This is a genomic window from Nocardia sp. NBC_01730, from assembly GCF_035920445.1.
GTDB lineage: Bacteria > Actinomycetota > Actinomycetes > Mycobacteriales > Mycobacteriaceae > Nocardia.
In genome coordinates this window covers 4,981,534-5,004,204 of the sequence record NZ_CP109162.1, presented here as the reverse complement: position 1 = coordinate 5,004,204, position 22,671 = coordinate 4,981,534, and the positions used below count along the sequence as shown (strand labels likewise).

General features: G+C 66.6%; 23 protein-coding genes. 17 read left to right on the top strand and 6 right to left on the bottom strand.

The annotated features are described in order from the left end of the window. Nucleotides 1-285 precede the first annotated feature (285 nt). Both OHB12_RS20465 and OHB12_RS20460 read left to right on the top strand, forming a co-directional pair. Complete coding sequence (locus OHB12_RS20465) at nucleotides 286-1,089, top strand: alpha/beta fold hydrolase (RefSeq protein ID WP_327110198.1); 804 nt, start codon at nucleotides 286-288, stop codon at nucleotides 1,087-1,089. Nucleotides 1,090-1,313: 224 nt separating this feature from the next. Then, nucleotides 1,314-1,763 carry a DUF4254 domain-containing protein gene (locus OHB12_RS20460; RefSeq protein WP_327121289.1) on the top strand — a complete coding sequence of 150 codons (450 nt, stop codon included), beginning with the start codon at nucleotides 1,314-1,316 and terminating at the stop codon, nucleotides 1,761-1,763. A 55-nt stretch (nucleotides 1,764-1,818) separates the two neighbouring features. On the opposite strand, the gene OHB12_RS20455 is transcribed toward OHB12_RS20460, so the two are convergent. Next, nucleotides 1,819-3,015: a cytochrome P450 gene (locus OHB12_RS20455; RefSeq protein ID WP_327110197.1), complete on the bottom strand. Its 1,197-nt coding sequence runs from the start codon at nucleotides 3,013-3,015 to the stop codon at nucleotides 1,819-1,821. A 430-nt stretch (nucleotides 3,016-3,445) separates the two neighbouring features. Between OHB12_RS20455 and OHB12_RS20450 the strand changes: the two genes are divergently transcribed. Beyond that, complete coding sequence (locus OHB12_RS20450) at nucleotides 3,446-4,915, top strand: cytochrome P450 (RefSeq protein WP_327110196.1); 1,470 nt, start codon at nucleotides 3,446-3,448, stop codon at nucleotides 4,913-4,915. Beyond that, a complete protein-coding gene (locus OHB12_RS20445) occupies nucleotides 4,912-5,100 on the top strand; it encodes a ferredoxin (RefSeq protein WP_327110195.1) in 189 nt (62 codons plus the stop codon). The genes OHB12_RS20450 and OHB12_RS20445 overlap by 4 nt, the downstream gene beginning before the upstream one ends. Nucleotides 5,101-5,156: 56 nt before the next feature. Here OHB12_RS20445 and OHB12_RS20440 read toward each other — a convergent pair whose 3' ends face one another. Next, the gene (locus OHB12_RS20440; RefSeq protein WP_327110194.1) at nucleotides 5,157-5,333 is read right to left on the bottom strand and encodes a hypothetical protein; all 177 of its coding nucleotides are present in this window, start codon (nucleotides 5,331-5,333) and stop codon (nucleotides 5,157-5,159) included. 207 nt (nucleotides 5,334-5,540) lie between these two features. Between OHB12_RS20440 and OHB12_RS20435 the strand changes: the two genes are divergently transcribed. Next, complete coding sequence (locus tag OHB12_RS20435; protein WP_327110193.1) at nucleotides 5,541-5,774, top strand: hypothetical protein; 234 nt, start codon at nucleotides 5,541-5,543, stop codon at nucleotides 5,772-5,774. A gap of 31 nt (nucleotides 5,775-5,805) precedes the next feature. Here the strand turns inward: OHB12_RS20435 and OHB12_RS20430 are convergent, their stop codons facing one another. Beyond that, complete coding sequence (locus OHB12_RS20430) at nucleotides 5,806-6,543, bottom strand: uracil-DNA glycosylase (RefSeq protein WP_327110192.1); 738 nt, start codon at nucleotides 6,541-6,543, stop codon at nucleotides 5,806-5,808. Nucleotides 6,544-6,901: 358 nt separating this feature from the next. Between OHB12_RS20430 and OHB12_RS20425 the strand changes: the two genes are divergently transcribed. The 7 genes from OHB12_RS20425 to OHB12_RS20395 all read left to right on the top strand — a co-directional run bounded on the left by OHB12_RS20425 (nucleotide 6,902) and on the right by OHB12_RS20395 (nucleotide 15,093). Further along, a complete protein-coding gene (locus OHB12_RS20425; protein ID WP_327110191.1) occupies nucleotides 6,902-7,345 on the top strand; it encodes a GyrI-like domain-containing protein in 444 nt (147 codons plus the stop codon). Further along, nucleotides 7,342-7,776, top strand: a complete 435-nt coding sequence (locus tag OHB12_RS20420; protein ID WP_327110190.1) for an effector binding domain-containing protein — start codon at nucleotides 7,342-7,344, stop codon at nucleotides 7,774-7,776. The genes OHB12_RS20425 and OHB12_RS20420 overlap by 4 nt, the downstream gene beginning before the upstream one ends. 250 nt (nucleotides 7,777-8,026) lie before the next feature. Continuing rightward, nucleotides 8,027-8,800, top strand: coding sequence for a hypothetical protein (locus OHB12_RS20415; RefSeq protein ID WP_327110189.1), 774 nt, complete (start codon nucleotides 8,027-8,029; stop codon nucleotides 8,798-8,800). Next, nucleotides 8,790-10,925: an Rv1355c family protein gene (locus OHB12_RS20410; RefSeq protein WP_327110188.1), complete on the top strand. Its 2,136-nt coding sequence runs from the start codon at nucleotides 8,790-8,792 to the stop codon at nucleotides 10,923-10,925. Before OHB12_RS20415 ends, OHB12_RS20410 begins: the two co-directional genes overlap by 11 nt. A 67-nt stretch (nucleotides 10,926-10,992) precedes the next feature. After that, on the top strand, nucleotides 10,993-12,810 hold the full coding sequence (locus tag OHB12_RS20405) for a putative bifunctional diguanylate cyclase/phosphodiesterase (RefSeq protein ID WP_327121287.1): 1,818 nt from the start codon (nucleotides 10,993-10,995) through the stop codon (nucleotides 12,808-12,810). A 200-nt stretch (nucleotides 12,811-13,010) separates the two neighbouring features. After that, nucleotides 13,011-14,138 carry a glycosyltransferase gene (locus OHB12_RS20400; protein ID WP_327110187.1) on the top strand — a complete coding sequence of 376 codons (1,128 nt, stop codon included), beginning with the start codon at nucleotides 13,011-13,013 and terminating at the stop codon, nucleotides 14,136-14,138. Nucleotides 14,139-14,202: 64 nt separating this feature from the next. Then, nucleotides 14,203-15,093 carry an SDR family oxidoreductase gene (locus OHB12_RS20395; protein ID WP_327110186.1) on the top strand — a complete coding sequence of 297 codons (891 nt, stop codon included), beginning with the start codon at nucleotides 14,203-14,205 and terminating at the stop codon, nucleotides 15,091-15,093. Here the strand turns inward: OHB12_RS20395 and soxR are convergent. Then, nucleotides 15,062-15,547, bottom strand: coding sequence for a redox-sensitive transcriptional activator SoxR (gene soxR, locus OHB12_RS20390; protein WP_327110185.1), 486 nt, complete (start codon nucleotides 15,545-15,547; stop codon nucleotides 15,062-15,064). The two genes, OHB12_RS20395 and soxR, sit on opposite strands and share 32 nt — an antisense overlap. A 135-nt stretch (nucleotides 15,548-15,682) precedes the next feature. Between soxR and arcA the strand changes: the two genes are divergently transcribed. After that, a complete protein-coding gene (gene arcA / locus OHB12_RS20385; protein WP_327110184.1) occupies nucleotides 15,683-16,981 on the top strand; it encodes an arginine deiminase in 1,299 nt (432 codons plus the stop codon). A 6-nt stretch (nucleotides 16,982-16,987) separates the two neighbouring features. Then, complete coding sequence (locus OHB12_RS20380) at nucleotides 16,988-17,347, top strand: GntR family transcriptional regulator (RefSeq protein ID WP_327110183.1); 360 nt, start codon at nucleotides 16,988-16,990, stop codon at nucleotides 17,345-17,347. A gap of 238 nt (nucleotides 17,348-17,585) precedes the next feature. Here the strand turns inward: OHB12_RS20380 and OHB12_RS20375 are convergent, their stop codons facing one another. Continuing rightward, nucleotides 17,586-19,190 (bottom strand): dolichyl-phosphate-mannose--protein mannosyltransferase, encoded by a 1,605-nt coding sequence (locus OHB12_RS20375; RefSeq protein WP_327110182.1) that lies wholly within the window; start codon nucleotides 19,188-19,190, stop codon nucleotides 17,586-17,588. A gap of 309 nt (nucleotides 19,191-19,499) precedes the next feature. Between OHB12_RS20375 and rsmI the strand changes: the two genes are divergently transcribed. From rsmI to OHB12_RS20360, 3 genes are all read left to right on the top strand, one after another. After that, the gene (gene rsmI, locus OHB12_RS20370) at nucleotides 19,500-20,354 is read left to right on the top strand and encodes a 16S rRNA (cytidine(1402)-2'-O)-methyltransferase (RefSeq protein WP_327110181.1); all 855 of its coding nucleotides are present in this window, start codon (nucleotides 19,500-19,502) and stop codon (nucleotides 20,352-20,354) included. Nucleotides 20,355-20,468: 114 nt separating this feature from the next. Then, on the top strand, nucleotides 20,469-21,221 hold the full coding sequence (locus tag OHB12_RS20365) for an isocitrate lyase/PEP mutase family protein (RefSeq protein WP_327110180.1): 753 nt from the start codon (nucleotides 20,469-20,471) through the stop codon (nucleotides 21,219-21,221). A gap of 80 nt (nucleotides 21,222-21,301) precedes the next feature. After that, nucleotides 21,302-21,886: a short chain dehydrogenase gene (locus OHB12_RS20360; RefSeq protein WP_327110179.1), complete on the top strand. Its 585-nt coding sequence runs from the start codon at nucleotides 21,302-21,304 to the stop codon at nucleotides 21,884-21,886. A gap of 23 nt (nucleotides 21,887-21,909) precedes the next feature. Here the strand turns inward: OHB12_RS20360 and OHB12_RS20355 are convergent, their stop codons facing one another. Then, nucleotides 21,910-22,578, bottom strand: coding sequence for a TetR/AcrR family transcriptional regulator (locus tag OHB12_RS20355; protein WP_327110178.1), 669 nt, complete (start codon nucleotides 22,576-22,578; stop codon nucleotides 21,910-21,912). Between the last annotated feature and the right edge of the window lie 93 nt (nucleotides 22,579-22,671).

Genomic DNA, 22,671 nt, shown 5'->3' with positions numbered 1-22,671 from the left:
CCGGCAATATGAGTAAGCCGGTCGGTTCGCACGTCACACCCGAACAATTGGAATCCGGCGCCGGCATCCATGCGCTCGGGTAGCCTCTCCGATCCGGCAGTCGTGAGTAGTTGTCTATTCAACTTGATCCTGTGTGCGGCCGCTTGGCGGCTACCTCATTGCTATCTCTCCGCAACCATTTGGCTCTCGTGCAACGTGTACGCAACCCCTTCCGGTCGCCTTGGCCGGTGACGGCGGGCGCGCCATGGTACGAGAAGACAATTTTCCACGAGCTGGAGGTCATTGATGCCCTATCTGGAACTGCCGGATGGCGTGCCGATGTACTACGAGGATCACGGAGCCGGTCGTCCCGTCGTGCTTATTCACGGGTGGACGATGAACACCACCTTCTGGGCACAGAACGTCCCTGCGCTGTCAGAGGGCAATCGAGTGATCACGGTGGACCTTCGGGGGCACGGTGCCTCCGGTAAGACCGACGGCGGCCATACCCTGGCGCAGTACGCGCGTGACATCCGGAGCCTGCTGCGGCATCTCGCGCTCGATGACGTGTGCCTGGTGGGCTGGTCGATGGGCACCGCGGTGATACTCGCGTACGTGCGGCAGTTCGGATGCGAGCAGTTGCGATCGGTGGCCTTCGTCGATCAGTCACCGCGTTTCCTCAGCGCGCAGGAGTGGGACTTTCCGCTCCAAGGGGGCTACACCGAGAGTGACCTCGCGGTGTTCGTTCAGGCGGTGAAGCACGCCCGCCCTTCGGTGATCAAGCCGTTCATCGCCGCTTGCTTCGCCGAAACACCGCCTGGCGAGGTGATCGACGCCGTGTATGCGGAGACGACGAAGATGTCGACTTCGGCGGCATGCGCCATTTGGTACGACATGGCCTTCGCCGATTTCCGGCCGGTCCTGTCCGAGGTTACTGTGCCGGCGCTGCTGATCTATGGCGCGCACAGCAAGATATTCCCGGGCCCACTCGCAGAATGGCTTGCCGCGCAGCTTCCGAATGCGGAGGCGGTGCGGTTCGAGCAGAGTGGTCACGCGCCGTTCTCCGAGGAACCGGAGCGCTTCAACAAGGCCCTCGCCGCGTTCCTGTGAAATATGTCATGAAAGCCGTTTCCTGACATTCCGACGTCACAGAAACGGCTTTCACGGCCTCGCTGCTTCCATTCAGCTGGAAAGTGGCACCAAGGAGGTCGATGCTCAGTGCCGTACCCGAGATCATCAATGAGGAACCATGGCCACGGCGCTGTTGAAACAGCGGCAGGGGAATTTGGGAAATGAAGGCCGAATATCCGACGCAACGAGCGATAGTGGACCGGATGGAACCGTTGTTGTCCGGCGAGGAGCTGCTGCGCGCCATCCGCGGTGATCGCGCCGGTGGCCATCCGTTGGCGCGGTGGGCGTACCTGCTCGCCGGCCTGCACCGCGCAGCCATGCGCGCCCGCGAAGAAGCGGTTGTGGCGCCCGAGAATGGTGATGAGCGTGGCTATCTCGTGCATGCGATCGACGTGTGGACCGAGCAGCAGGTGCCGCAGCATCACCAGGGTGTCGCACTGCACACCGAGACGCTCGGATCGGTGATCGATCGCATCGCCGACGCCCATGTTCGTGCCGATGCCGTGCTCACGACCTGCGCGACCGCCGGAGATCCTCGTGTGCACGCCGCCTGGTTCCGGCTGGCGGAACTGGTCGACGGATACAACGATCTGGCCGCGCAGGTGGTCGATGGGGTGCGGCGGCTGCCGGTGCCTGCGGGGGAGGGCTGGTGACCGCGCGGCGTCAGCCGATAGTCGCTTCCGACGTGCGCGGGAGATCGCGAGATTCTCAGTACCCGTTCAGCGGAGCGGAGGGGGGAAAGGCGACCGGCAGATCCACCAAGGACCGGTGGAAGGGACCAGGCCGCCAGGTCGGTGCGTCGACCGGTATGGCCAGCCGGATCTCGGGCAGCGCATCGAGAAGCTGATCGATGGCATCCTGAGCGATCAGGTAGGCCAGCGACTGCGCGGGGCAGGCGTGTGGGCCGATGCCCCACGCCAGATGCGAGCGATTGCCTGTGTGATTCTCGGTCCGGATCGCGGGGTCGTTGTTACAGCCGGCCATGCTGATGACGATCGGCTGATGCGCGGGTAGCCAGACGTCGTCGATGAGGATCGGCTGACGGGGGTAGGTGGTGAGGAGGTTCGCCAGCGGCGGGTTGTTGAACAAGACCTCGTCCAGGGCGTCGCGGGTGGACAGGGTCCCGCCGAGGACACTTCCGCCGAAGCGTTCGTCGGTGAGGATCAGCAGCAGGGTGTTGCCGATCAGATTCTGTTGCATTTCGATCCCGGCGCCGTAGAAGCTTGTCAGCTGGTGGATCATCTCCAGTTCATCGAGTTCGGCCGGATGCCGTAGTAGTACCGAAGTGATGTCGTTGCCGGGTTCGGTCCGTTTGAGGGCCACCAATTCCAGCATCGCCTCGGCGATCATCTTGTTGCCGTCCTCGGCATCGATCCCCTCGAACATCGCGGCCATGCCTGCCGCGACCCGCTGTCCGATCTTCGGCGGGCAGCCGAGCAGGGAATCGACGACCGCGAATGCGAGCGGGAACGCGTACTGACTGATCAGATCGGCCGTGCCGGCCTGGCAGAAGGCGTTGACCAGCGGGATGGCGATCTTCTCCACGGTGGCATCGAGAGCGTACAGATCTACCTTGTTGACGCTCGCGGTGATGGCCTGCCGGTACCGATGGAGGGCCGCTCCGTCGTTTCGGCTCCCGGTGGGACGCCACTCCATAAGCGGCAGGACGGGGCAGTCGGCCGGGATGTTCTGCTGCCAGGTGCGCGGATCGGCAGGGAAGCGTTCGGGATCGTTGAGGATCCGCAGCGCGGTGTCGTACCCGACCACCAACGTGGCAGGCACGCCCGGTGCCAGCTCGACTGGAGCCAAAGAGCCGTACTGCTTTCGCATTTCGTCGTACGCACGGTGCGGATCCGAGGCGAATTCCGACGAGTACAGCGGCACCCTCGGGCCTTCGGAAGCCATTGGCGAGCTGTGAACGACCGGACAGGTCGGCGTGTCCGGCCGGGACTGTGGCGTACTCAAGGATGGAACTCCAGATGTTCGTGTGTTCTGGCGACGCGGTCATCCGCGCAGCCCCCCGTTTTCCGCCGAACAACTGCTGTTTACTTCGAGAAGCCTACTGTCCAAAGGTATTTCGTGCCAATCCGTTCCGCGCGGCCGCCGATTCGAAATATCGCGCGTCGAACCGGTTGGTGAAGGTCTGATGGTGCACGGACTGCGAATGCGGGGGTGTACTCGACGAAGCTGATTCCGAAGCGGGCGCATGCGGTGGCGATGATCGGGGGAGTTGCCCGCCGTCCCGCGATCGCGGGCAGTCGATCGATCATCGCCACGGTGAGGATAGCTTCCGATATGGTCGAGGGGTTCGCAGTATCGCGAAGGGATGACGGCCATGAATCTTCTTGTGCCCCAGACGATCAACGAGGTTGCCGGCACTATCCGCCAGGCGCGGGCCAGGTTGGCCTGGCGCGCGCAGCGGGCGGGCGCCCGGCTGGCCGAGCGCTACCCCGTCTCGGCGCGGCCGCTGGCCGAGCCGCCGTCGGGTAGCGGACTGAAACCGGTGTCGGGAGACTTCGGTCTTCCCGGAATCGGGTACACCCTGCATGCGTTGGCCGATCCGATTCAGTTCTCGCGCAAGAGATTCGATCAGTGGGGGCCGATCCAGTGGTTCGGGCTGCTCGGTCGCCGCGTGGTCGGCATCGGCAGTCCGGAGGGGCTGGAGGCGGTCATGATGGACCGGAACAAGGCATTGTCGGCGCAGCGCGGTTGGGAATTCCTGATCGGCCCGTTCTTCCGCGGTGGGCTCCTGCTCCGCGATTTCGACGAGCACCTGTTCCATCGGCGTATCATGCAGCAGGCTTTCACCAGGCCACGGTTGATCGGCTACCTGGATCTGACCACCCCGCGGATCACCAGCGGGATCGCGGGCTGGCGGCCCGGTAGCGACTTCCGCGTGTACAGCGCGATCAAGAAACTGCTGCTCCAGCAGGCCACGGAGGTGTTCGCGGGCGCGGAACTCGGCAGGGAGGCGGCTCGGTTGGAGCGTGCCTTCGAGGACGCGGTGCGCGGTGGAGCGGCGCTGATCCGGACGAACATGCCGGGTGGGGTGTGGGCCCGCGGGTTGCGCGGGCGGCGGACGCTCGAGAGATATCTACGCCGCGAGCTACCGAACAAACGCGCGGGCAACGGCAACGATCTGTTCAGCGTGCTGTGCCGTGCGACCACGGAGGAGGGGCATACCTTCACCGACGCCGAGGTGGTCGAGCACATGATCTTCGTGATGATGGCCGCGCACGACACCAGCACCATCGCCGCGTCCATGCTGGTCTACGAACTCGCCAGGCACCCCGAATGGCAGGATCGGCTGCGGGCCGAATCCGTCGCGCTGGGGAAGCCTTCGCTCGACTACGACGATCTCGATCGCCTGCCCTCGCTGGACCTCGCGTTCAAGGAGGCACTGCGGATCTATTCGCCGGTGGCCCAGCAGGTGCGTGAAACCCTCAGGGATACCGATATTCTCGGCTATTACCTGCCGAAAGGAACGCTCGTCCTCAGCGGCACGTACGCCATCATGCGCACCGACGAGTACTGGCACGATGCGGATGTCTTCGACCCGGACCGTTTCGCCGACCACCGCCGTGAGGACAAATCCCACCGCTTCGCATGGGCTCCCTTCGGTGGTGGCGCGCACAAGTGCATCGGCCTCTACTTCGGCGCGATGACCGTGAAAGCTCTCGTGCACCAGATGCTGTTGAGCTATCGCTGGAGCATTTCCGACGGCTACCGGGTGCCCTTGGTCGCGGGAACCGGCCCTACGCCCGCTGACGGACTGCCGATTCATCTGGAACGGATCGCCCGATGAAGATCTTCGCCGACCGCGCGGTCTGCGAGGGGCACGGCATGTGTGAAGCCTTGGCGCCCGATGTATTTCGCGTCGGCGACGACGGGATCGTCGTTCCGCTTGCCGATCCGGTTTCCGCGTCGGGTCGCGCGCTGATCGAACTCGCCGTCGACAGTTGCCCGGTTCAGGCGCTGCGGCTGGGCTGAGAACGACGCTGCCGCGGTGCGCGAGGGGCGTAGGCTCGGTCGGAACTCGACGGCGCCTACCGCGCCGCCGATCCGGCATCGCCATCCAGGCACGCGGACCCTTCGGTGGGGCCGTGCCGCAGCGCGACGACCACTGCCGTTGCCGACACGATCACCACGACAGGCGCGATCCCGGTCAAGACCGTGGTTCGACGCACCACGTGTCGCCGGAACACGGCAACCGAAGTCCCCATCGCACCTCCATGTCGAACATGAGCGAACGTGCCGGGCGGCGAAGTGTGTGACCGGCGGTCGGACCGCGGGTGTGTGGCCTGCCGGTCCCATCGCGGCATCGGAACCAGCACCCGCATTCGTCTTCCGCGTCCGTTTCGCACCGGCGCCTGTGGGTACCGCGAAGCGGGACCGGCTGTGAATCGATTCGAGAGGAGAGGTGATGCCCCATGGCTACCTGCGACACCTGCGGAAACGAGTACGACAAGACGTTCACGATCACCCGTAACGGCCAATCAGCCATCTTCGACAGCTTCGAATGCGCGATCACCGCGCTCGCGCCGGTGTGCACACACTGTTCCTGCCGGATCGTCGGGCACGGCGTCGAGGCGAGTGGAGACTATTTCTGCTGCGCGCACTGCGCTCATGAGGCGGGACACCCGGCCTTGGTCGACCATGTCTAGGCCGAAGGAGTGGCATCGGTCTTGAAACGATTCACCGGCGAGGTGCGGGCGCGGAATGTCCGCCGATTCCCGCGGCCGCTGCCGCATCGCTGAGCACTGCCTCGAGCATGGCCGGTGTGAGCCGCCCGGTGAAGGTGTTTTGCTGGCTCACGTGATAGCAGCCGAACAGGTGCAGCGGCGCCCGGTCGACGTCGACCGGGGCCAATGCCACATGCGCTCCGTGGCCGAACTTCGGTCGCGGTCGCGGCACGACCCAGCCCGCGTCGGCCAGCACCGGAAGCAGTGCCTGCCAGCCGAACGCCCCGAGCACCACCACCGAGCGCAATGTCGGCGTCAGCAACGACAGTTCGGTGTCCAACCAGTGACGGCAGCGGTCCCGCTCGTCGGGGTTCGGCTTGTTGCCCGGTGGGGCGCAGTGCACCGGGGCGGTGACCCGCACGCCGGACAGCCGCAGCCCGTCGTCGATGCTGGTTGCGGTCGGCTGGTTGGCCAGACCCGCGGCGTACAGCGCGGCGAAGAGCACGTCTCCGCTGCGGTCTCCGGTGAACATGCGCCCGGTCCGGTTGCCGCCGTGCGCGGCGGGCGCCAGCCCGACGATCAGCATCCGCGCGTCTGCCGGGCCGAATCCGGGAACCGCACGACCCCAATAAGTCTGGTCACGGAAGGCGGCGCGCTTCTCGCGGGCGGCGAACTCGCGCCATGCGACCAGACGCGGGCAGGCGAAGCAGTCCGCAACCGCGGTGTCGAGTTCGGCGATGGTGCGGCACATGTCAGCTCGGGGTGCGGGCAGGGTGGTTGTACGCCGTGTGCGGTCGCACTCCGGTGATCAGGGTGGTGCAGCTCAGGATGTCGTGCATAAGACTCCGTTCGGTGGCAGCTGTGCTGCCACATGATCGGCGAGTCGGACCATCATGCTCACTATGCATCACCGAGTGCGGCTCGATCGGCCTTTTCCGCTCGGGCCGGATCGCATCCACCGGTCATCTGTCCAGTTCAGCGGGGGTGGTGGCGGCGGGTGACGAGCCGGACATGTGATCGGTACCACTCGGTCCGTGTTGGTAGCATGGCCTTCCTAACCGACCGGATGCGGGTTCTCGCCCCCGGATTCACCTCGAAAGAGTCCTTCCATGCAGTTTGAAGTCGTCGAGCGGGACGAGACGTGGGTTGCCGGGCTGCCGGTACGCAGCCCGAAGCGCGCGCTCGGAGAACTGCGTGACCGTGATCTGGAGGCTGCGTGGGCGGCCGTTTTGCACCAGGAGCTCGGCGGGCCGTTGGCCAGCGCTTACACCGACTACTCCGGCGAGCTCGGCACGTACAACACGCAGATCGTCGGCTACCAGTGCGCGTCGTTCGACAAGGTCACCCGCGGTCACCTTGTCGCCCGGATGCCGCGTGGCCGCTACGCTCGGTTCTCCTCGGTCGGTAACTTTCCGCAGGTGATGACCGACCTGTGGACGCAGATTGCCTACGCCGAGGAGCACAAACAGATCAAACGGACGTATACCGGCGATTTCGAGTGCTATCCGCACGCGTACAAGATCGATCTCTACCTGGCGGTCGAGGCGCGATGACCTATGCGATCGTGGTGCGTGCCGAGGCGATCTACGGCGGGCTGATCGTTCCGCGGGTGCGTCCGAGTTTCAAGGTCAGCAACAGCGACCTGATCGAGTTTCTCAAGGACCGGCTGCGCGACCGGGTGGGCGCGGATCACGCGATGTACACGGTGTACGTGCCCGATCCGGCCGGGAACTACAACGCGGTGGTCTGCTTCGAATACCCGGCGGCGGAGGCCGTTCCGGTGGGTGACGTCCTGGTGCGTGTGCCGAAAGGCGTCTACGCCCGTTTTGCGCCGAACGGTGACTATCACGATCCGGTGGAGGACGTGTGGGCGCAGGTCGACGACGCGACGGCGTCGGCCGAAATTACCCGTGCCTACCGTGAAGAGATCGAGATCTGGCGGGGACCGGAGTCGGTCGAGCTGTTCATCTCCATCCTCGTCTAGATTGCCAGTCGGTAGCTGCTCAAGTACCGACTGGTCTTCATGTTCCTATCGGTCTCGACCTCGGCCGTTCTGACCTGCCAAAAGATCCCCGCACGCCGAGAGTTTCCGGAAGATTAGCCGGACGGCTGGTCAATTCCTGTCGGATGACGGATACTGCCCTGGGCAACGTCATCTCGGCTCATGGGCCGTGGGGTGCTGCATGAGGCTGGATTATCGCGCAATGCGGCGCGGCGATGGAGTAGGGAACAACATGGCTGTGGAAGTGATTGCAGTCGTGCCGCAGGACTCCCTTGGGCGGGGAGTCTTGCGGTATTACGATAGGCAATCCGAGTGCGCGTTCTTTGTCTCCCAACCGGATGTCCGGCCGGTGCTGTGGAACGGATATCTGGACGGAGCGCTGGAGGTTTACCGGCGTTTCGGAGTGGAACACGCACTCGAAATCGACGCGGTCGCCGATGGTCGGTCGACTTCGCTGTTCTTCGTCGCAGTCGACTCCGCAGGGGAGGTGGTCGCCGGCGTGCGGCTGCAAGGGCCCTACGCGGATGCCGGGCAGGCGCACGCGTTGGTCGAGTGGCGAGGCCATGCCGGCGAGGACGATCTGCGCACGATGATTGCCGATCGGATGTCGGAGGGCGTGGTCGAGGCCAAGGGCGCATGGGTCGCTCGCGATGCGGCGCACCGCTCCGAGTTGAGCGCTGCCATCTCGCGCACGGTGCTGCACGGCGCGCGCTTGCTCGGGGCGCGTTACGGTTTCGCCACGGTGGCCTCCTTCACCGTGGCGAGACATCGGGCATGCGGAGCGGTACCTGCCGAGCGAATCTCCGCGGTGCCGTATCCGGACGAGCGCTACCAGACCGTCCCGCTCTGGTGGGACACCCGGACGTATCAGGCGTTTGCCCAGGAGTCGCAGCGGTCGTTGACCGAGCTCGAGCAGGATGCGCTCGGCCTACTGGCTGCCTGTCCGACAGAGGTGTGGCGAGAGGTCGGAAGGGGAAGCGAGGCTCGGCACCGACATGGGCGATGACCGGAGCCGGATGGCGCAACATCGGCCACTTATTCTCGACCGGAACGATCCGGAAGACGCTCGGACACTTGCCGCGCTGCGCGCGTATCCGCACCTCGAATTCACCGACCTTCGAGGGTTGCTGCGTGCTGAAATCGGCAAAATGGTTGCCGCGCCGAATGTTTTGGAGGGCCCCGAGGCGGACCGGTGGATCTACTATCCGTGGCGCGCCGCGGTGATCGCATTGCCGGGCCCGCTAACTTTCCGAATGATTCGGCTGGACCGAAACCGGAACAAGCTGACCAGATCCGAGCAGGAGCGCCTGGCAGATCTCGCGATCGGAATTATCGGACAAAGTGCCGGACATGCCATAGCGCACCTCCTCGCACTCGAAGGTGTCTGCGGAAGTCTGCGATTGGCCGACCTGGACGATATCGAGTTGTCCAATCTCAACCGAGTTCCGGGAACGCTGTTCGACATCGGCGTCAATAAAGCTGTCGTTACGGCACGACGGATTGCCGAACTGGATCCCTATCTGCCGGTGGAGATCTTCGGCGCTGGCATCGACGATAATTCGGTGGACGAGTTCGTGGACGGCCTCTCGATCGTCGTCGAGGAATGTGATTCCCTCGATATGAAGCTCGTGATACGCGAGGCGGCAGCGAGACACGGAATTCCGCTACTGATGGAGACCAGTGACCGAGGTTTGCTGGATGTCGAGCGTTTCGATATCGAGCCACAGCGCCCCGCGTTCCACGGTTTGCTCGGCGATATCCACGCGGCCGACCTGCGCGGGCTGACTGCCAGGGAAAAGGCGCCGTTCGTGGTGAAGCTGCTCGGTGCCGCAGGGCTGTCGCCGCGGCTCGGCGCGAGCCTGGTCGAAGTCGGTGAGACGGTGACCAGCTGGCCGCAGCTGGCCGGCGACGTCACTATGGGCGCCGCGAGTGTCGCCGCCGCGGTCCGCCGTATCGGACTCGGGATGACGCTGAACTCCGGTCGCGTCCGCGTGGATCTGGAACGGCATCTGGACGAGTTGGCCGACCCGTCGCCGACCGGCGAACAGGTCTGGACGGAGGCCGCGGACGAATCCGCCGATGGCCCGATCGACAGCGTGCTCGCGTGTGCGCAGCGCGCCCCGTCCGGGGGAAACATGCAGCCCTGGTCACTGCGGGCCGGGTCAGGTGACATTCGCATCGAGCTGGCGCCTGAATACACGTCGGCGATGGATATCGGCTATCGCGGCAGCGCCGTCGCGCTCGGCGCTGCTGTGTACAACGCGCGTGTCGCGGCCGCCGCGCACGGCATTCTCGGCCCGCACGAGTTCGTCGAGGGGGCGCCGGGGTCCGGTGAGCTCGTCGCGAATCTTCGGCTGGGCAGTGACCGGAATCCGGCGCTCGCCGCCGACTATCCCGCGGTGTTGCGCCGCGCGACCAACCGCAGGGTCGGTACCGGTGCCCGACTGGCCGACGGCGTGCTCGATTCGCTTGTCGCGGCCGCCGAATCGGCTGGTGCGCATCTTCGCGCCGTGGTCGATCGACCGGGAATTGAACAAGCTGCACGTTTGCTGGGAGAATCTGATCGAATCCGCTATCTCACGCCGCGGTTATACGAGGAAATGCTCGCCGAAGTCCGTTGGCCCGACGACGACCCGGAAACCGGGATCGACGCGCGCAGCCTCGAACTCACCGATGACGAGTGGGCGGCATTCGAGATCATCACGCGCGCCGATGTCATGGCGCAGTTGCGATCCTGGTCGGGAGGTGCGGCTCTCGGGAAATACACCTGCGACCGCGTGCTGTCCAGCTCCGCCATTGTGGCAGTGACATTCGATGGAACGAACCCGCGGTTGACCGAGTATGCCGAGGCAGGTGCCGCGGCTGCCTCGGTTTGGGTGCAGGCCGAGCGGCTCGGATTGTGCGTGCAACCGATTTCGCCCGTATACCTCTATGCCCGACGCCCTGGCGAACTTACCGCGATTTCCCCCGACTTCGTGGATACACTAGCGTCACTTCAGGGTCGTTTCCTGAACCTGCTGGAAGTGCCTGAGCATGAGATCATGGCGTTGGTGCTTCGCCTGAGCTACGCCTCCGCCGCCACGGTTCGCAGCAGGCGGCGTCCGGTGCTCGGTGTGGACACCAGTAGCTAGCGCGATCGGAGACAATGTGCCACGGCGGACACTCGACTCGTTGGTGACCCAGGTCGCCTCGGAGCTGATGGGTGTGGACGCCACGACGATGGTGGCTGCGACCGAACGTGTGCTCGCTCAATTGGTCGAATACTTCGACGTGGATTTCAGCTATGTGCGACACACTGACCGCGAACGTCGAGCAACCGTTCTCATCGCGGAGTGGCCGCACCGGCAGAACGTGCCCGATCCGGACCCGCTGGGCGTGATCTATTTCGACACTGCCGACCCGGTATTCCGCGCGCTGGAGAACGCGACCGAGCCGATGGTCGCACGTCCGACCCCGGAGTTCGCCGATTACCAGGAGACGGTCCGGCGGGCGTCCGGCATTGCGGCGGTGACCTCGGCCGCCGTGCCGCTGCTGTCCAGAGGTGAGTCGACCGGTGCTCTCGGATTCGTGAAGGAGGGTGATCGGGAGTGGAGCACTCGCGAACTCAATGTCCTCAAGGCGATCGCGGCGCTTTTTGCTCAGTTGCAGGCGCGGGTGGTCGCCGAGGAACGGCTCCGATATATCGCGCTGCACGACGACCTGACCGGGCTGGCCAATCGGCGCGCGCTGCTCGAGCATATGGAAGAAAGATTACGTACCGGTAGCCCCGGCCCAGTGGCGGCCTTCTTTCTCGACCTCGATCGTCTGAAGGCACTCAACGATTTCCTCGGTCACACCGCGGGGGACAACTTCATCCGCACGTTGTCGACGCGGCTGCGGGAGAACCTGGACCCGAACGACATGATCGCCCGACTGGGTGGCGACGAATTCGTCATCGTTCCCGCCAAACCCATGGACGCGGTGGCCGCCGAGTACGAGGCGAACCGCATCCAGCAGTTGATCGCCCGGCGCGTCACCGTCGGCGGCGAGTCCGTCAGTCGCGCTGCCAGCGTCGGTGTTGCGCTCGGAAATCCGGGCGAGACCACCGTTGCCGACGTGCTCCGCCGCGCCGACCACGCGCTGCTCTCGGCGAAGTCCGGCGGCGGCAACGGCGTCGCGGTGTTCACCGACACCATGCGTGCGCAGTTCGAACTACAAGACGACGTCGAACTCAACCTGCGCGGCGCGGTCTCGGACGGCTCGCTGCTGCTGCACTACCAACCCGAGGTAGACCTGCGCACCGGCCGCATCGTCGCGTTGGAGGCGCTGGTTCGCTGGTTGCATCCGACCAGGGGACTGTTGCCGCCCGGCGCGTTCGTCACTGTCGCCGAGGCCACCAATCTGGCAGGTGAGCTGGGGCGCTGGGTGATCCGGTCGGCGTGTGCGCAGTTCGCCGAATGGCGGCGCCGCGGCTTGGCGGCCAATGTCGTGATGCGGATCAACGTGTCACCGGTGCAGCTGGTCAGCCTCGATTTCGTCGAGCGGATCGAAGACATCCTGCGGCTGTTCGGCATCGACGGAAGTTCGGTGTGTCTCGAGATCACCGAGCACGTTGTGGTGCAGGATCTGGCCAGAACCCAGGTCACGCTGCGCGGACTGAAGCGAATGGGTGTGCAGATCGCCATCGACGACTTCGGCACCGGATACAGCTCGCTGTCGCACCTCAAAGCACTGCCCGTAGACGCGGTGAAGATCGATCGGGGCTTCGTGCAGCGCCTCGGCGCGAGCACGGACGATCTGGCCATCGTGAAATCCATTATCGGCCTTGCCGGTTCGTTCGGCCTCGGCGTGGTCGGCGAAGGCGTGGAGACCGCGGTCGCCGCCAGGACCCTGGTCGGCCTCGGATGCTATCGGGCGCAGGGTTTCCTGATCGCGCGGCCGATGCCCGCCGAGCAGGTCGAAGCCCATCTGTCCGTCGGCAAGATCGCGCTCGACCTCGATTTGCCCCGCGCCGGTCGCGGCTTGCCTACGCACTGAATCGCGGCCCGCGCGCCCGGCGATCCGTGCCTGCTTGTCGAAACGCTCAGGAAATCCGAGGTACGACAACCCTTGTCGCCGACGGCGCCGTGCCCATAGCTCGGGTCGATCCGCTGGTTAGCCGGTTCTTTCATGGTTGTTCACGCGCCGTTGGGCGCATCGGTCCCTGCGGTAACCCGCTCCGCTGCACGATCGGTGAAGTGCGCATTGTTCAGCTCGCGAACTTCTACGGCCCGCGGTCGGGTGGGTTGCGCACCGCGTTGCACCACCTCGGCGATGGCTATGTCGCCGCCGGACACGAGGTGGTGCTGATCGTGCCGGGTTCGCGGCGATCCGAGGAGGTGCTGCCCACGGGGGTCGTTCGGATCACGTTGCCCGCGGCGGCCATTCCCTGGACAGGTGGTTACCGGGCCGCGGACTCGTGGCGGGTAGCCGATGTGCTAACCGGGCTGCGTGCCGACGTGCTCGAGGTGTCCGACCGGCTGACACTGCGCGGATTCGGCCGCTGGGCGCGGCGGCGCGACGTCGCGGGGGTGATGATCTCGCATGAGCGACTCGATCGGCTGCTCGGCCAGGTGCTACCCGGTCCTGCGGCGCGGCGCTGCGCCGACGTGGCCAACCGGCGCACCGCCGCCGATTACGACATCGTCGTCTGCACCACCGCATTCGCTCGCCAGGAGTTCCTGCGGATCGGCGCGCGGAACGTCGAGCTGGTGCCGCTCGGAGTGGATCTGGAGCTGTTCAGCCCGAGCAGGCGCGACCGCGGACTGCGCGCGGATCTCGGTGTGGCCGGGCATCCGCTGCTGGTCCACTGCGGCAGGTTGTCGGTGGAGAAGCGGGTGGATCGCAGCATCGAGGCGGTCGGCGCGCTACGCAAAGCAGGCATCGAGGCCCGGCTGGTGGTCGCCGGGGACGGGCCGCGGCGCGAGGCGCTGGAGCGGCGAGCGCGGACGATGCCTCTGCTGCCGGGCGGGCTGCCCGCCGTGCATTTCACGGGGTTCATCGCCGAGCGTGCGATGGTCGCGAAACTGCTTGCCACCGCGGATGTCTCGCTGGCGCCAGGTCCGCACGAGACGTTCGGGCTCGCCGCGCTGGAGGCGCTCGCGGCGGGCACGCCGGTGGTGGCGAGCCAGTCCTCGGCGCTGGCCGACATCGTCACCTCCGACTGCGGTGCCGTCGCCGCCGACCATCCGTCGGCGTTCGCGCGGGCGGTGACCGATGTGCTGGCCATGCCGCAAGCCGGGCGGCGCGAGGCGGCGCGCAGTCGCGCGGAACAGTTCACCTGGCCGCGGGCTGTCGCGGGCATGCTCGCAGTACTCGGCCGTTAGCGGCGGTAGTCGTCCCGACCTGGATGCTCGACTACCCTGCGGGAAACCGATTCGGCGATTCGAGATGGGATGCGCAGTGCTTGGTATTGGTCGCGGGCGAGCGGGCCGCAAGTCGGTGCGCGGCGCAAAGGTTCTGGTCACGGGCGCGGCCAGCGGGATAGGCAGGGCGACGGCGCAGGCGGCCGCCGGGGCCGGGGCCGAGCTGGTGCTCACCGATCTCGACGCGGCCGGCCTGGAGGAGACGGTCGCCGACATCCGTAAGTCCGGTGGTGTCGTCGCTGTGGCCGAGGCGCTCGACATCACCGACTACGACGCGGTCACCGCCTTCGCCGAGCAGGTGCACGCCGAACTCGGCAGCCTCGACGTGGTCATGAATGTCGCGGGCACCTCCGCGTGGGGGACGGTGGAGAACCTGGAGCACCGGCACTGGCGGCGCATGGTCGAGGTCAACCTGATGGGTCCGATCCACGTGATCGAGAACTTCGTGCCGCCGATGGTGCGCGCAGGCCGGGGCGGCGCGCTGGTGAACGTGTCGTCGGCGGCGGGCCTGCTCGCCCTGCCCTGGCACGCGGCATACAGCGCGAGCAAGTACGGCATCCGTGGGGTGTCCGAGGTGCTGCGCTTCGATCTCGCGCAGCACGGCATCACGGTGCACCTGGTGGTGCCCGGCGCGGTGAACACACCGCTGGTGCGCAGCGTCGAGCTGGTCGGGGTGAACAGGGAGGACCCGAAGATCAAGCGGCTCACGGCGACCTTCGCCGGGCACGCGGTGGCGCCGGAGCGGGTGGCGACGGCGATTCTGCGCGGGATCGAGCGCAACCGGTTTCTGGTCTACACCTCGTTCGACATCCGGTTCGGCTATTGGTGGGCGCGCAAGTTCGCCTTCCCGTACGAGTTCGTCATGCGGCGGGCCAGTGCGCGGTTCAGCAGGTTGCTGGCTTCGTCGGGCAGTTGAGGTGCACGTCGAGTACGCGGGCGCCGGGGCCATCGGCGCCGAGCCGGTCGTGCTCGTTGACCAGGCGGCAGCTGCCCAGCGACAGGCAGCCGCAGCCGATGCAGCCGGTGAGGTTGTCGCGCAGGCGGGTCAGCTGGGTGATCCGGTCGTCGAGGTCCGCACGCCAGGTGGTGGAGAGCGTCTCCCAGTCGCGCCGGGTGGGGTTGCGGCCCTCGGGGAGCTGATCGAGGGCGTCCCGGATTTCGCTCAGCGGGATGCCGACTCGCTGGGAAATGCGGATGAAAGCCACTCGGCGCAGCGTCTCGCGTGCGTACCTGCGCTGGTTTCCGCTGGTGCGTCTGCTCGTGATCAGCCCTTCGCGTTCGTAGAAGTGCAACGCGGAGACCGCGACTCCACTACGCTCGGAGAGCTGCCCGGGGGTCAGCTCCTTCGCTCGCCAATCGGCTGTCGACATGCACTCTCCTCTATTCACCTGAACAATACTTCAGGTTAGGGTGGGCTGGGGTCGGAATCCGGCAGCGCGGGCCGATCGGCACCTGAAGGACAAGAATTCCGTGCTCTCGAGGCCGCGGCGAACTACGGTCTGATCATGGGAGCAGACGCTGTGCCCGCGCGGCACGGAGAGGATCCGAACGGGGCGGGGCCCGATCCCCAGCCGGTCGGCCCGCGACTCGCGGTGACGTCCGAAGTGGGCACCCTGCACACGGTGCTGCTGCACCGTCCAGGCGACGAGCTGCGCAGGCTGACGCCGCGCAACAACGATCAGCTGTTGTTCGACGGCATCCCGTGGGTGGAGCGCGCACAGCAGGAACACGACACGTTTGCGGGCGTCCTGCGCGAACGCGGCACCGAGGTGCTGTTGTTGTCGGACCTGCTCGCGGAGACGCTCGCGGTCAGCGGCGCCGCCCGTATCCAGGGCATCTCGGCCGCGGTGGACGCGCGCAGGCTCGGGCACGCGCTCGCCGACGAGCTGGCCGCCTTCCTGCGCGGCGTGCGGGCCAGGGAATTGGCCGGCATTTTGATGGCGGGGATGACCTTCGATGAGTTGCCGTTCGGGCCCGACGCCACCTCACTGGTCCGCCGCATGCACCACGGCGCGGACTTCGTCATCGATCCGCTGCCCAATCTGCTGTTCACCAGGGACTCCTCATTCTGGGTCGGCCCGCGCGTCGCGATCACCTCGCTCGCGCTGCCCGCCAGAAGCAGAGAGACCTCGCTGACCGACCTCATCTACGCCTTCCACCCCCGCTTTCTCGGCGTGCGCCGCGCCTACGAATCGCACACCGCGCCGATCGAGGGCGGAGACGTGCTGCTGCTCTCCGACGGCGTCGTCGCGGTCGGCGTCGGCGAACGCACCTCGCCCGCAGGCGCGGAAGCGCTGGCGCGCAGCCTGTTCGACGACGACCTCGCACACACCGTACTCGTGGTCCCGATCGCGCAGAGTCGCGCGACCATGCACCTGGACACCGTGTGCACGATGGTCGACGCCGATGCCGTGGTGATGTATCCGGCCGTGCGAGAGACGTTGTGCGCGTTCACAATTCACAAGGAAGACGACTACGGTGGCCGCAATGGCGACGGCCGGGTCAGCATGCGCGGCCCCGACCCGTTTCTGCCCGCCGCCGCCACCGCGATGGGCATCGACAAGCTGCGGGTGATCGACACCGGGCTGGACGGCGTCACCGCTGAACGCGAGCAATGGGACGACGGCAACAACACGCTCGCCCTCGCTCCCGGCGTGGTGGTCGCCTACGAGCGCAACGAGATGACCAACGCCAGACTGGAGGAGGCGGGCATCGAGGTGCTGCGCATCCCCGGTTCCGAGCTGGGATCCGGCCGAGGCGGACCCCGCTGCCTGTCCTGTCCGCTGTCCCGGAATGACAGGTGAGGCCGCATGTTCACCATCACGGTGTCGCACGATTCGGCCGTGCCGCCCTACGAACAGCTTCGCCTCGGCATCATCGCCCAGGTACGTTCCGGCGAGCTGACCGCAGGAACCAAGATCCCCACCGTCCGCGCGCTGGCCGCCAGACTCGGTCTGGCCCCGAACACGGTGGCGCGGGCATACCGCGAGCTGGAGGCCGAAGGGGTGATCGAAACCCGGGGCAGACAGGGCTCTTTCATCGCGTCATCGGGTGACCCGACGCGGGACGTAGCCGGTCGGGCGGCTACCGCGTACGTCGCGACAGTGCGCAGGTTGGGGTTGGACGACGAGGCCGCCCTGCGGTACATACAGGCGGCGCTGGAAGGCTGACAGATAGCTCGGACACGGGCCGGAATGCGGCACACCGGATGCCGCAGACGTCGCTCGAGCAACTACTCGGCCCAACCCGCATTTTCGAGCGTAGCGAGATCGAGCCTTGCCTGTTCGCGGCCCGGCTCGCGTCCGAGCGGCCGCCGCGTCCGCGACGAAGTCGCCAGCGGCGGCCGCTCGGACGCGAGCCACAAGGGGGCCGCGAACACGCCGCGCCCGCGCGGCCAAAAACACAGCATTACCGCCAGCTGGGCAGCCAGAGGTGGTCGTGCCAATTGCCCGGCGTGATGGGTAGCCCGGTGAGGATCGGCCACAACCAGATGAAATTGGTGATCACCAGGCCGAGGTAGAGACAGACCGCGAGCAGGCCGAGGGCGTGCCGTTCGTCCGGGGCCACCGGCAGATAGGTGCCGACGGAACTGCGCGGCACAGTTGTTCGCCGGGTCGACCCGAGCGCGTCACCGAGCGCCAGTGCGACACCCATCGCCAGAAACGGCGCAAGGGCGACGGCGTAGAAGTAGTACATCTGTCGGTCCAGGGTGAAGAACCAGGGCAGCAGGGCGGCGCCGTAACCGGTGAGCACCGTGGCGTAGCGCCAGTCGTGGCGCACCGCTGTGCGCCACAGTGCCCAGGCGAGCATCGGCAACGCGATCCACCAGATGGCGGGCGTGCCGATCAGCATCACCGCTTTCACGCACTGTGTCTGGCTGCATCCGGTGACGTTGGTGTCGGCGTAGTAGTAGAGCATCGGCCGCAGCCCCATCGGCCAGGTCCACGGTTTGGACTCCCAGGGGTGGTGGTTGCCCGCCGAGTTGGTCAGGCTGTCGTGGAACTGCAGCACCTCGCCGCTGTAGAACCACAGCGACCGCAGCGCGTTCGGTATCCACGCGAACGGCCCCCCGGTGCCGACCTGGTTGCCCACCGAGTATCGGTAGACGCCGGTCTCGCTGGCGAACCAGGCCCAGTAGGTGGACAGGTACACGCCGAGCGGCACGAGCACCAGCGCGTACAGGGCAGGCCCCACATCGCGAACAGCCGTACCGAACCAAGGGCTGCGCACTCCGTACGCCCGCCTGGTCGCCAGATCGAAGCAGACGCTCAGGAGGCCGAAGGCGACGATGAAGTAGATCCCGGACCATTTCGTGCCGCATGCCAATCCGAGCAGTACCCCGGCGCCGAATCGCCACCAGCGCACGCCCAACCGCGGGCCCCACGGGGTTTCACCGATTCGGCCTTCGGCGTCGGCCCTGGCGATCCTCGCCCGCACTTCGTCGCGGTCGACGATCAGACAGCCAAAGGCCGCGGTCACGAACAGCGCGAGGAATATGTCGAGCATGCCGATGCGGGACGAGACGAAGGTGAGTCCGTCCGCGATCAGCAGGATGCCCGCGATGGCGCCGATCAGCGTGGAGCGCGCCATCCGCCGCACGATCCGGATCACCAACAGCACGAGCACGGTTCCGGCGACCGCGGAGGCGAAGCGCCAGCCCCAGCCGTTGTAGCCGAACATCGCCTCGCCGATCGCGATGAGCTGTTTGCCGACCGGGGGGTGCACCACCAGTCCATAGCCGGGGTTGTCCTCGACCCAGCCGCCCTCGAGCATCTGCCAGCCCTGTGGGGCGTAATGCTTCTCGTCGAACACCGGGGTGCCCGCGTCGGTCGGATAGTTGAGCATCGTAAACCGGGTCACCGCCGCGATCGTGGTGAGGAACGCCGTGACCAGCCAGCCGCGCAGGCGGTCGGTCGGCCCGAAGTCGGGTGACGGCCGCAGCGGTCCGGGGCTCGACCAGGAGGGCACGGGCCCGAACGGTGCGGTCGTGCGCTGGTCGGTCACCTGGGTCACGCCCCGATCGTATGCTGTCCCGCCTCTCCGGGTCTTTAGGCCGTACTAGTCGCGCGACGAGGGATTTGCGTTCAGGTCTTGCGTCGAGTGCCTGGCCGGGTTCTGGCCGTTCCCGGTGAGTTACCCATGTGCTCACGAGATCAGTTGTTGCGTATTCCAGTGTCGTTCCGTGCAGACTCTGGGGTCTGCTGCGTGGGGCCAGTGAGATTTGTTTCGGACACATGCCGGGGGAAGGCGGTGTGCCGGTCGATCGCTGGAGCTGAGTGGATACGCTGCTCGGTGAGATGCGCGAAGTAGACGGGAGTGTGGGTGACGGAGGTGGCAGCGGGGCGGCTGGTGCTCGCGGCGACACCGATGGGCGAAATCGGCGATGCCTCACAACGGCTGCGCGACGCCCTGACCAGTGCAGACATCGTCGCCGCCGAGGATACTCGGCGGACGAGGTCGCTGGCCAAGGCGCTCGACGTGGAGATCACCGGCCGGGTGGTGAGCTTCTACGACCACGTCGAGACCGCGCGGATCCCGATGCTGCTCGGCGAGATCGAGGACGGGCGCACAGTGCTGCTGGTGACCGACGCGGGCATGCCGTCGGTCAGCGATCCCGGCTATCGGATGGTCGCGGCGTGCGTCGCACGCGACCTGCCGGTGACCTGCCTGCCAGGCCCTTCGGCGGTGACCACGGCACTGGCGCTGTCGGCCCTGCCCGTGGAACGGTTCTGCTTCGACGGATTCCCGCCGCGCAAATCCGGCCAGCGCCGGGAGTGGTTGCGTACTTTGGCCACCGAGCCGCGGGCCTGCGTCTTCTTCGAGGCACCGCACCGCCTTGCCGGCTGCCTTGCCGACGCGGTCGAGGTACTCGGTGCCGACCGTCGCGCCGCCGTCTGCCGTGAGCTGACCAAGACCTACGAGGAGGTCGTCCGCGGCACCCTTGCCGAACTCGCCGTCTGGGCGGTCGAGGGCGCGCGCGGTGAAATCACGGTGGTCCTGGAGGGCGCCCACCCGAAATCGGCTGACCCCGCCGACCTGGTCGACCAGGTCGAAGCCCGCACCGTCGCCGGTATCCGCCTCAAAGACGCGTGTGCGGAAATCGCCGCTGCCCACGCCGTCTCCCGCCGCGAACTGTACGACGCCGTCCTCGCCGCTCGCCGCGCCGCGGACACCTGACCCCGGCCGAGCGACCGACGGCGCGCAGACGGGTGCATGTGGGAAGTGCTGCACCTTTGTGCGAAGTGGGGCCAGTAGCGGCGGGGTATGGAGAGGGCGGGCATGATCGTTTGTATGACTTCTCTGGAGAGCAAGGCGAAGGCGTTTCTCGAGTTGCATCGGCCGGGGGATCCCGGGGTTTTTCCGACGGTGTGGGATGCCTGGTCCGCGAAAGTCGCTGTGGCGGCAGGGTTCTCGGCGTTGACCGTGGGTAGTCATCCGGTTGCCGATTCGATCGGCCGCCCGGACGGGGAGGGGATGACGTTCGCCGAGTCCTTGACTCGGGTTCGGCAGATCACCGCGGCGGTGGATGTTCCGGTGTCGGTCGACATCGAGTCGGGGTACGGGCTCGAGCCCGCGCAGCTGATCGAGGGCCTGCTCGCGGCGGGCGCGATCGGACTGAACATCGAGGACTCCGTGCACAGCGAGGGCGGGCGGCTGCGCACCGCGCAGGAGCACGCCGACCTGGTACACGGATTGCGGCAGTTCGCCGACGCGTCTGGCGTGCACGTGGTGGTCAACGCCAGAACCGATCTGTTCCTGCGCAAGGACGGTGCCGAGGTCGACCGTGTCGATCGCGCCATCGAGCGCCTGAGACTGGCTGCCGATGCGGGCGCGGACGTGTTGTTCCCGGCGGGGCGCCACGCCGACGCCGACATGCGCCGCCTGACCGCAGAACTGCCGCTGCCGATCAGCGCCACCGTTCTCCCGGACCAAGCCGACAAGGCCACTCTCGCCGACCAAGGCGTCGCCCGCATCAGCTTCGGCCCGTTCCTGCAGTTCGCGCTGACCGCGGAGATCGACCGACTGCTCGACCGCTGGAGGTAAGCACGCACCGGCCACACTCCTCCGTCTTCGCGCGGGAGGCGGATGGGTGTGACCTGCGAAGCATTTGGCAGGATCGAACCGTGCAGGTGCTTGTGATCGGAGCGAGCGGGACGCTCGGCAGTGCGGTGGCCACGGCGCTGGAAGGGGCCCATCAGGTAATTCGAGCCTCGCGCAACGGACCGGTTCAGGTCGACGTGTCGGATCCGTCGTCGATGGACACACTTTTCGCCGAACTGCCGGATCTCGACGCCGTCGTGTGCTGCGCCGCGAGTGGGCCGCTCGTCGACCTCGCCACGGTGACGGACGACGAGATCGTCGCCGGTATCCAGGGAAAGCTGCTCGGTCAGGTCGCGCTGGCGCGCCGCGCGCTGCGGCACCTGCGCGACGGCGGTTCGATCACCTTGACCGGCGGGACGTTCGTCGCGCCGTTTCCGGGTGCTTCGCTGGGCGCGCTCATCAATTCCGGTCTGGAAGGTTTCGTTCGCAATGCCTCGGCCGAACTTCCCCGCGGGCTGCGCATCAACCTGATCAGCCCGGGATGGATTCGCGAGACCCTGGTCCGACTCGGTATGGACACGACACAGGGCACACCCGTCGCCGAGGTGGCCGATGCCTACGTGAAAGCCGTCGAGGGTGTGGCGCGGGGCGAGCTCATCCGGCTATGAATTACCAAGCAGCGAAACGGATTTCAGGCTCGAACGGGTAGGCCGAGCACCGTTGTGACCAGCTGGATGAACAGTGGTGCCAGCTCCGGCACCCGCGCGGGCCCGTCGGACACGATGACCCGGCGCGTCCGCTCGCCGATCGCGTCCGGGATCAGCGCGATCAGCTCGTCCGAGATCTCCGGCAGCGTCGGATCCGCCGAGCGAGCCTCGTCGTAGAACACCCGATACAGCTGGGCGAACCGGTCGACGGCCAGGTCGCGGTAGCCGACGGCGGCCTCGTTCACCTTGAAGGACTCCACAAGCACCAGCCGCGCGAAATCCGGCTCGGTGGCGACGGTCCGGCAGAACGTCAGGACGATCGATTCGATCTTGGCGCACGCATCGGCGTTCGGTGGGAGCTGCCCGAGTTCCTCTGCGATCCGGGTTGCGACGATGTCGACCCCGGTGTGCACCGCCTCGGCGAAACATTCCTCTTTGTTGGCGAAGTGATCGTAGAAGGTGGTGCGCGAAACCCGCGCCCTGGCGACGATGTCGGTGAGCGTGGTCGCGGAGTAGCCTTTGTGGTCCACGCATTCGACCATCGCCTCCACCAACCTGCCGCGCTGCGAGGTGAGCACGGCTTCGCGCGCCGCGCGATGCCGCTCGGCGAAGCTCGTCCGCTGGATGGATGCCGTCGCATGCTCCTGGCGCATGTATGCCCTCTCTGTACCGGAACCGATACCGAACGGGACGTCGTTGTACCGATCGCACACGGTCCGGGCGCCGTGCGGCCGCGAACCGGTGTT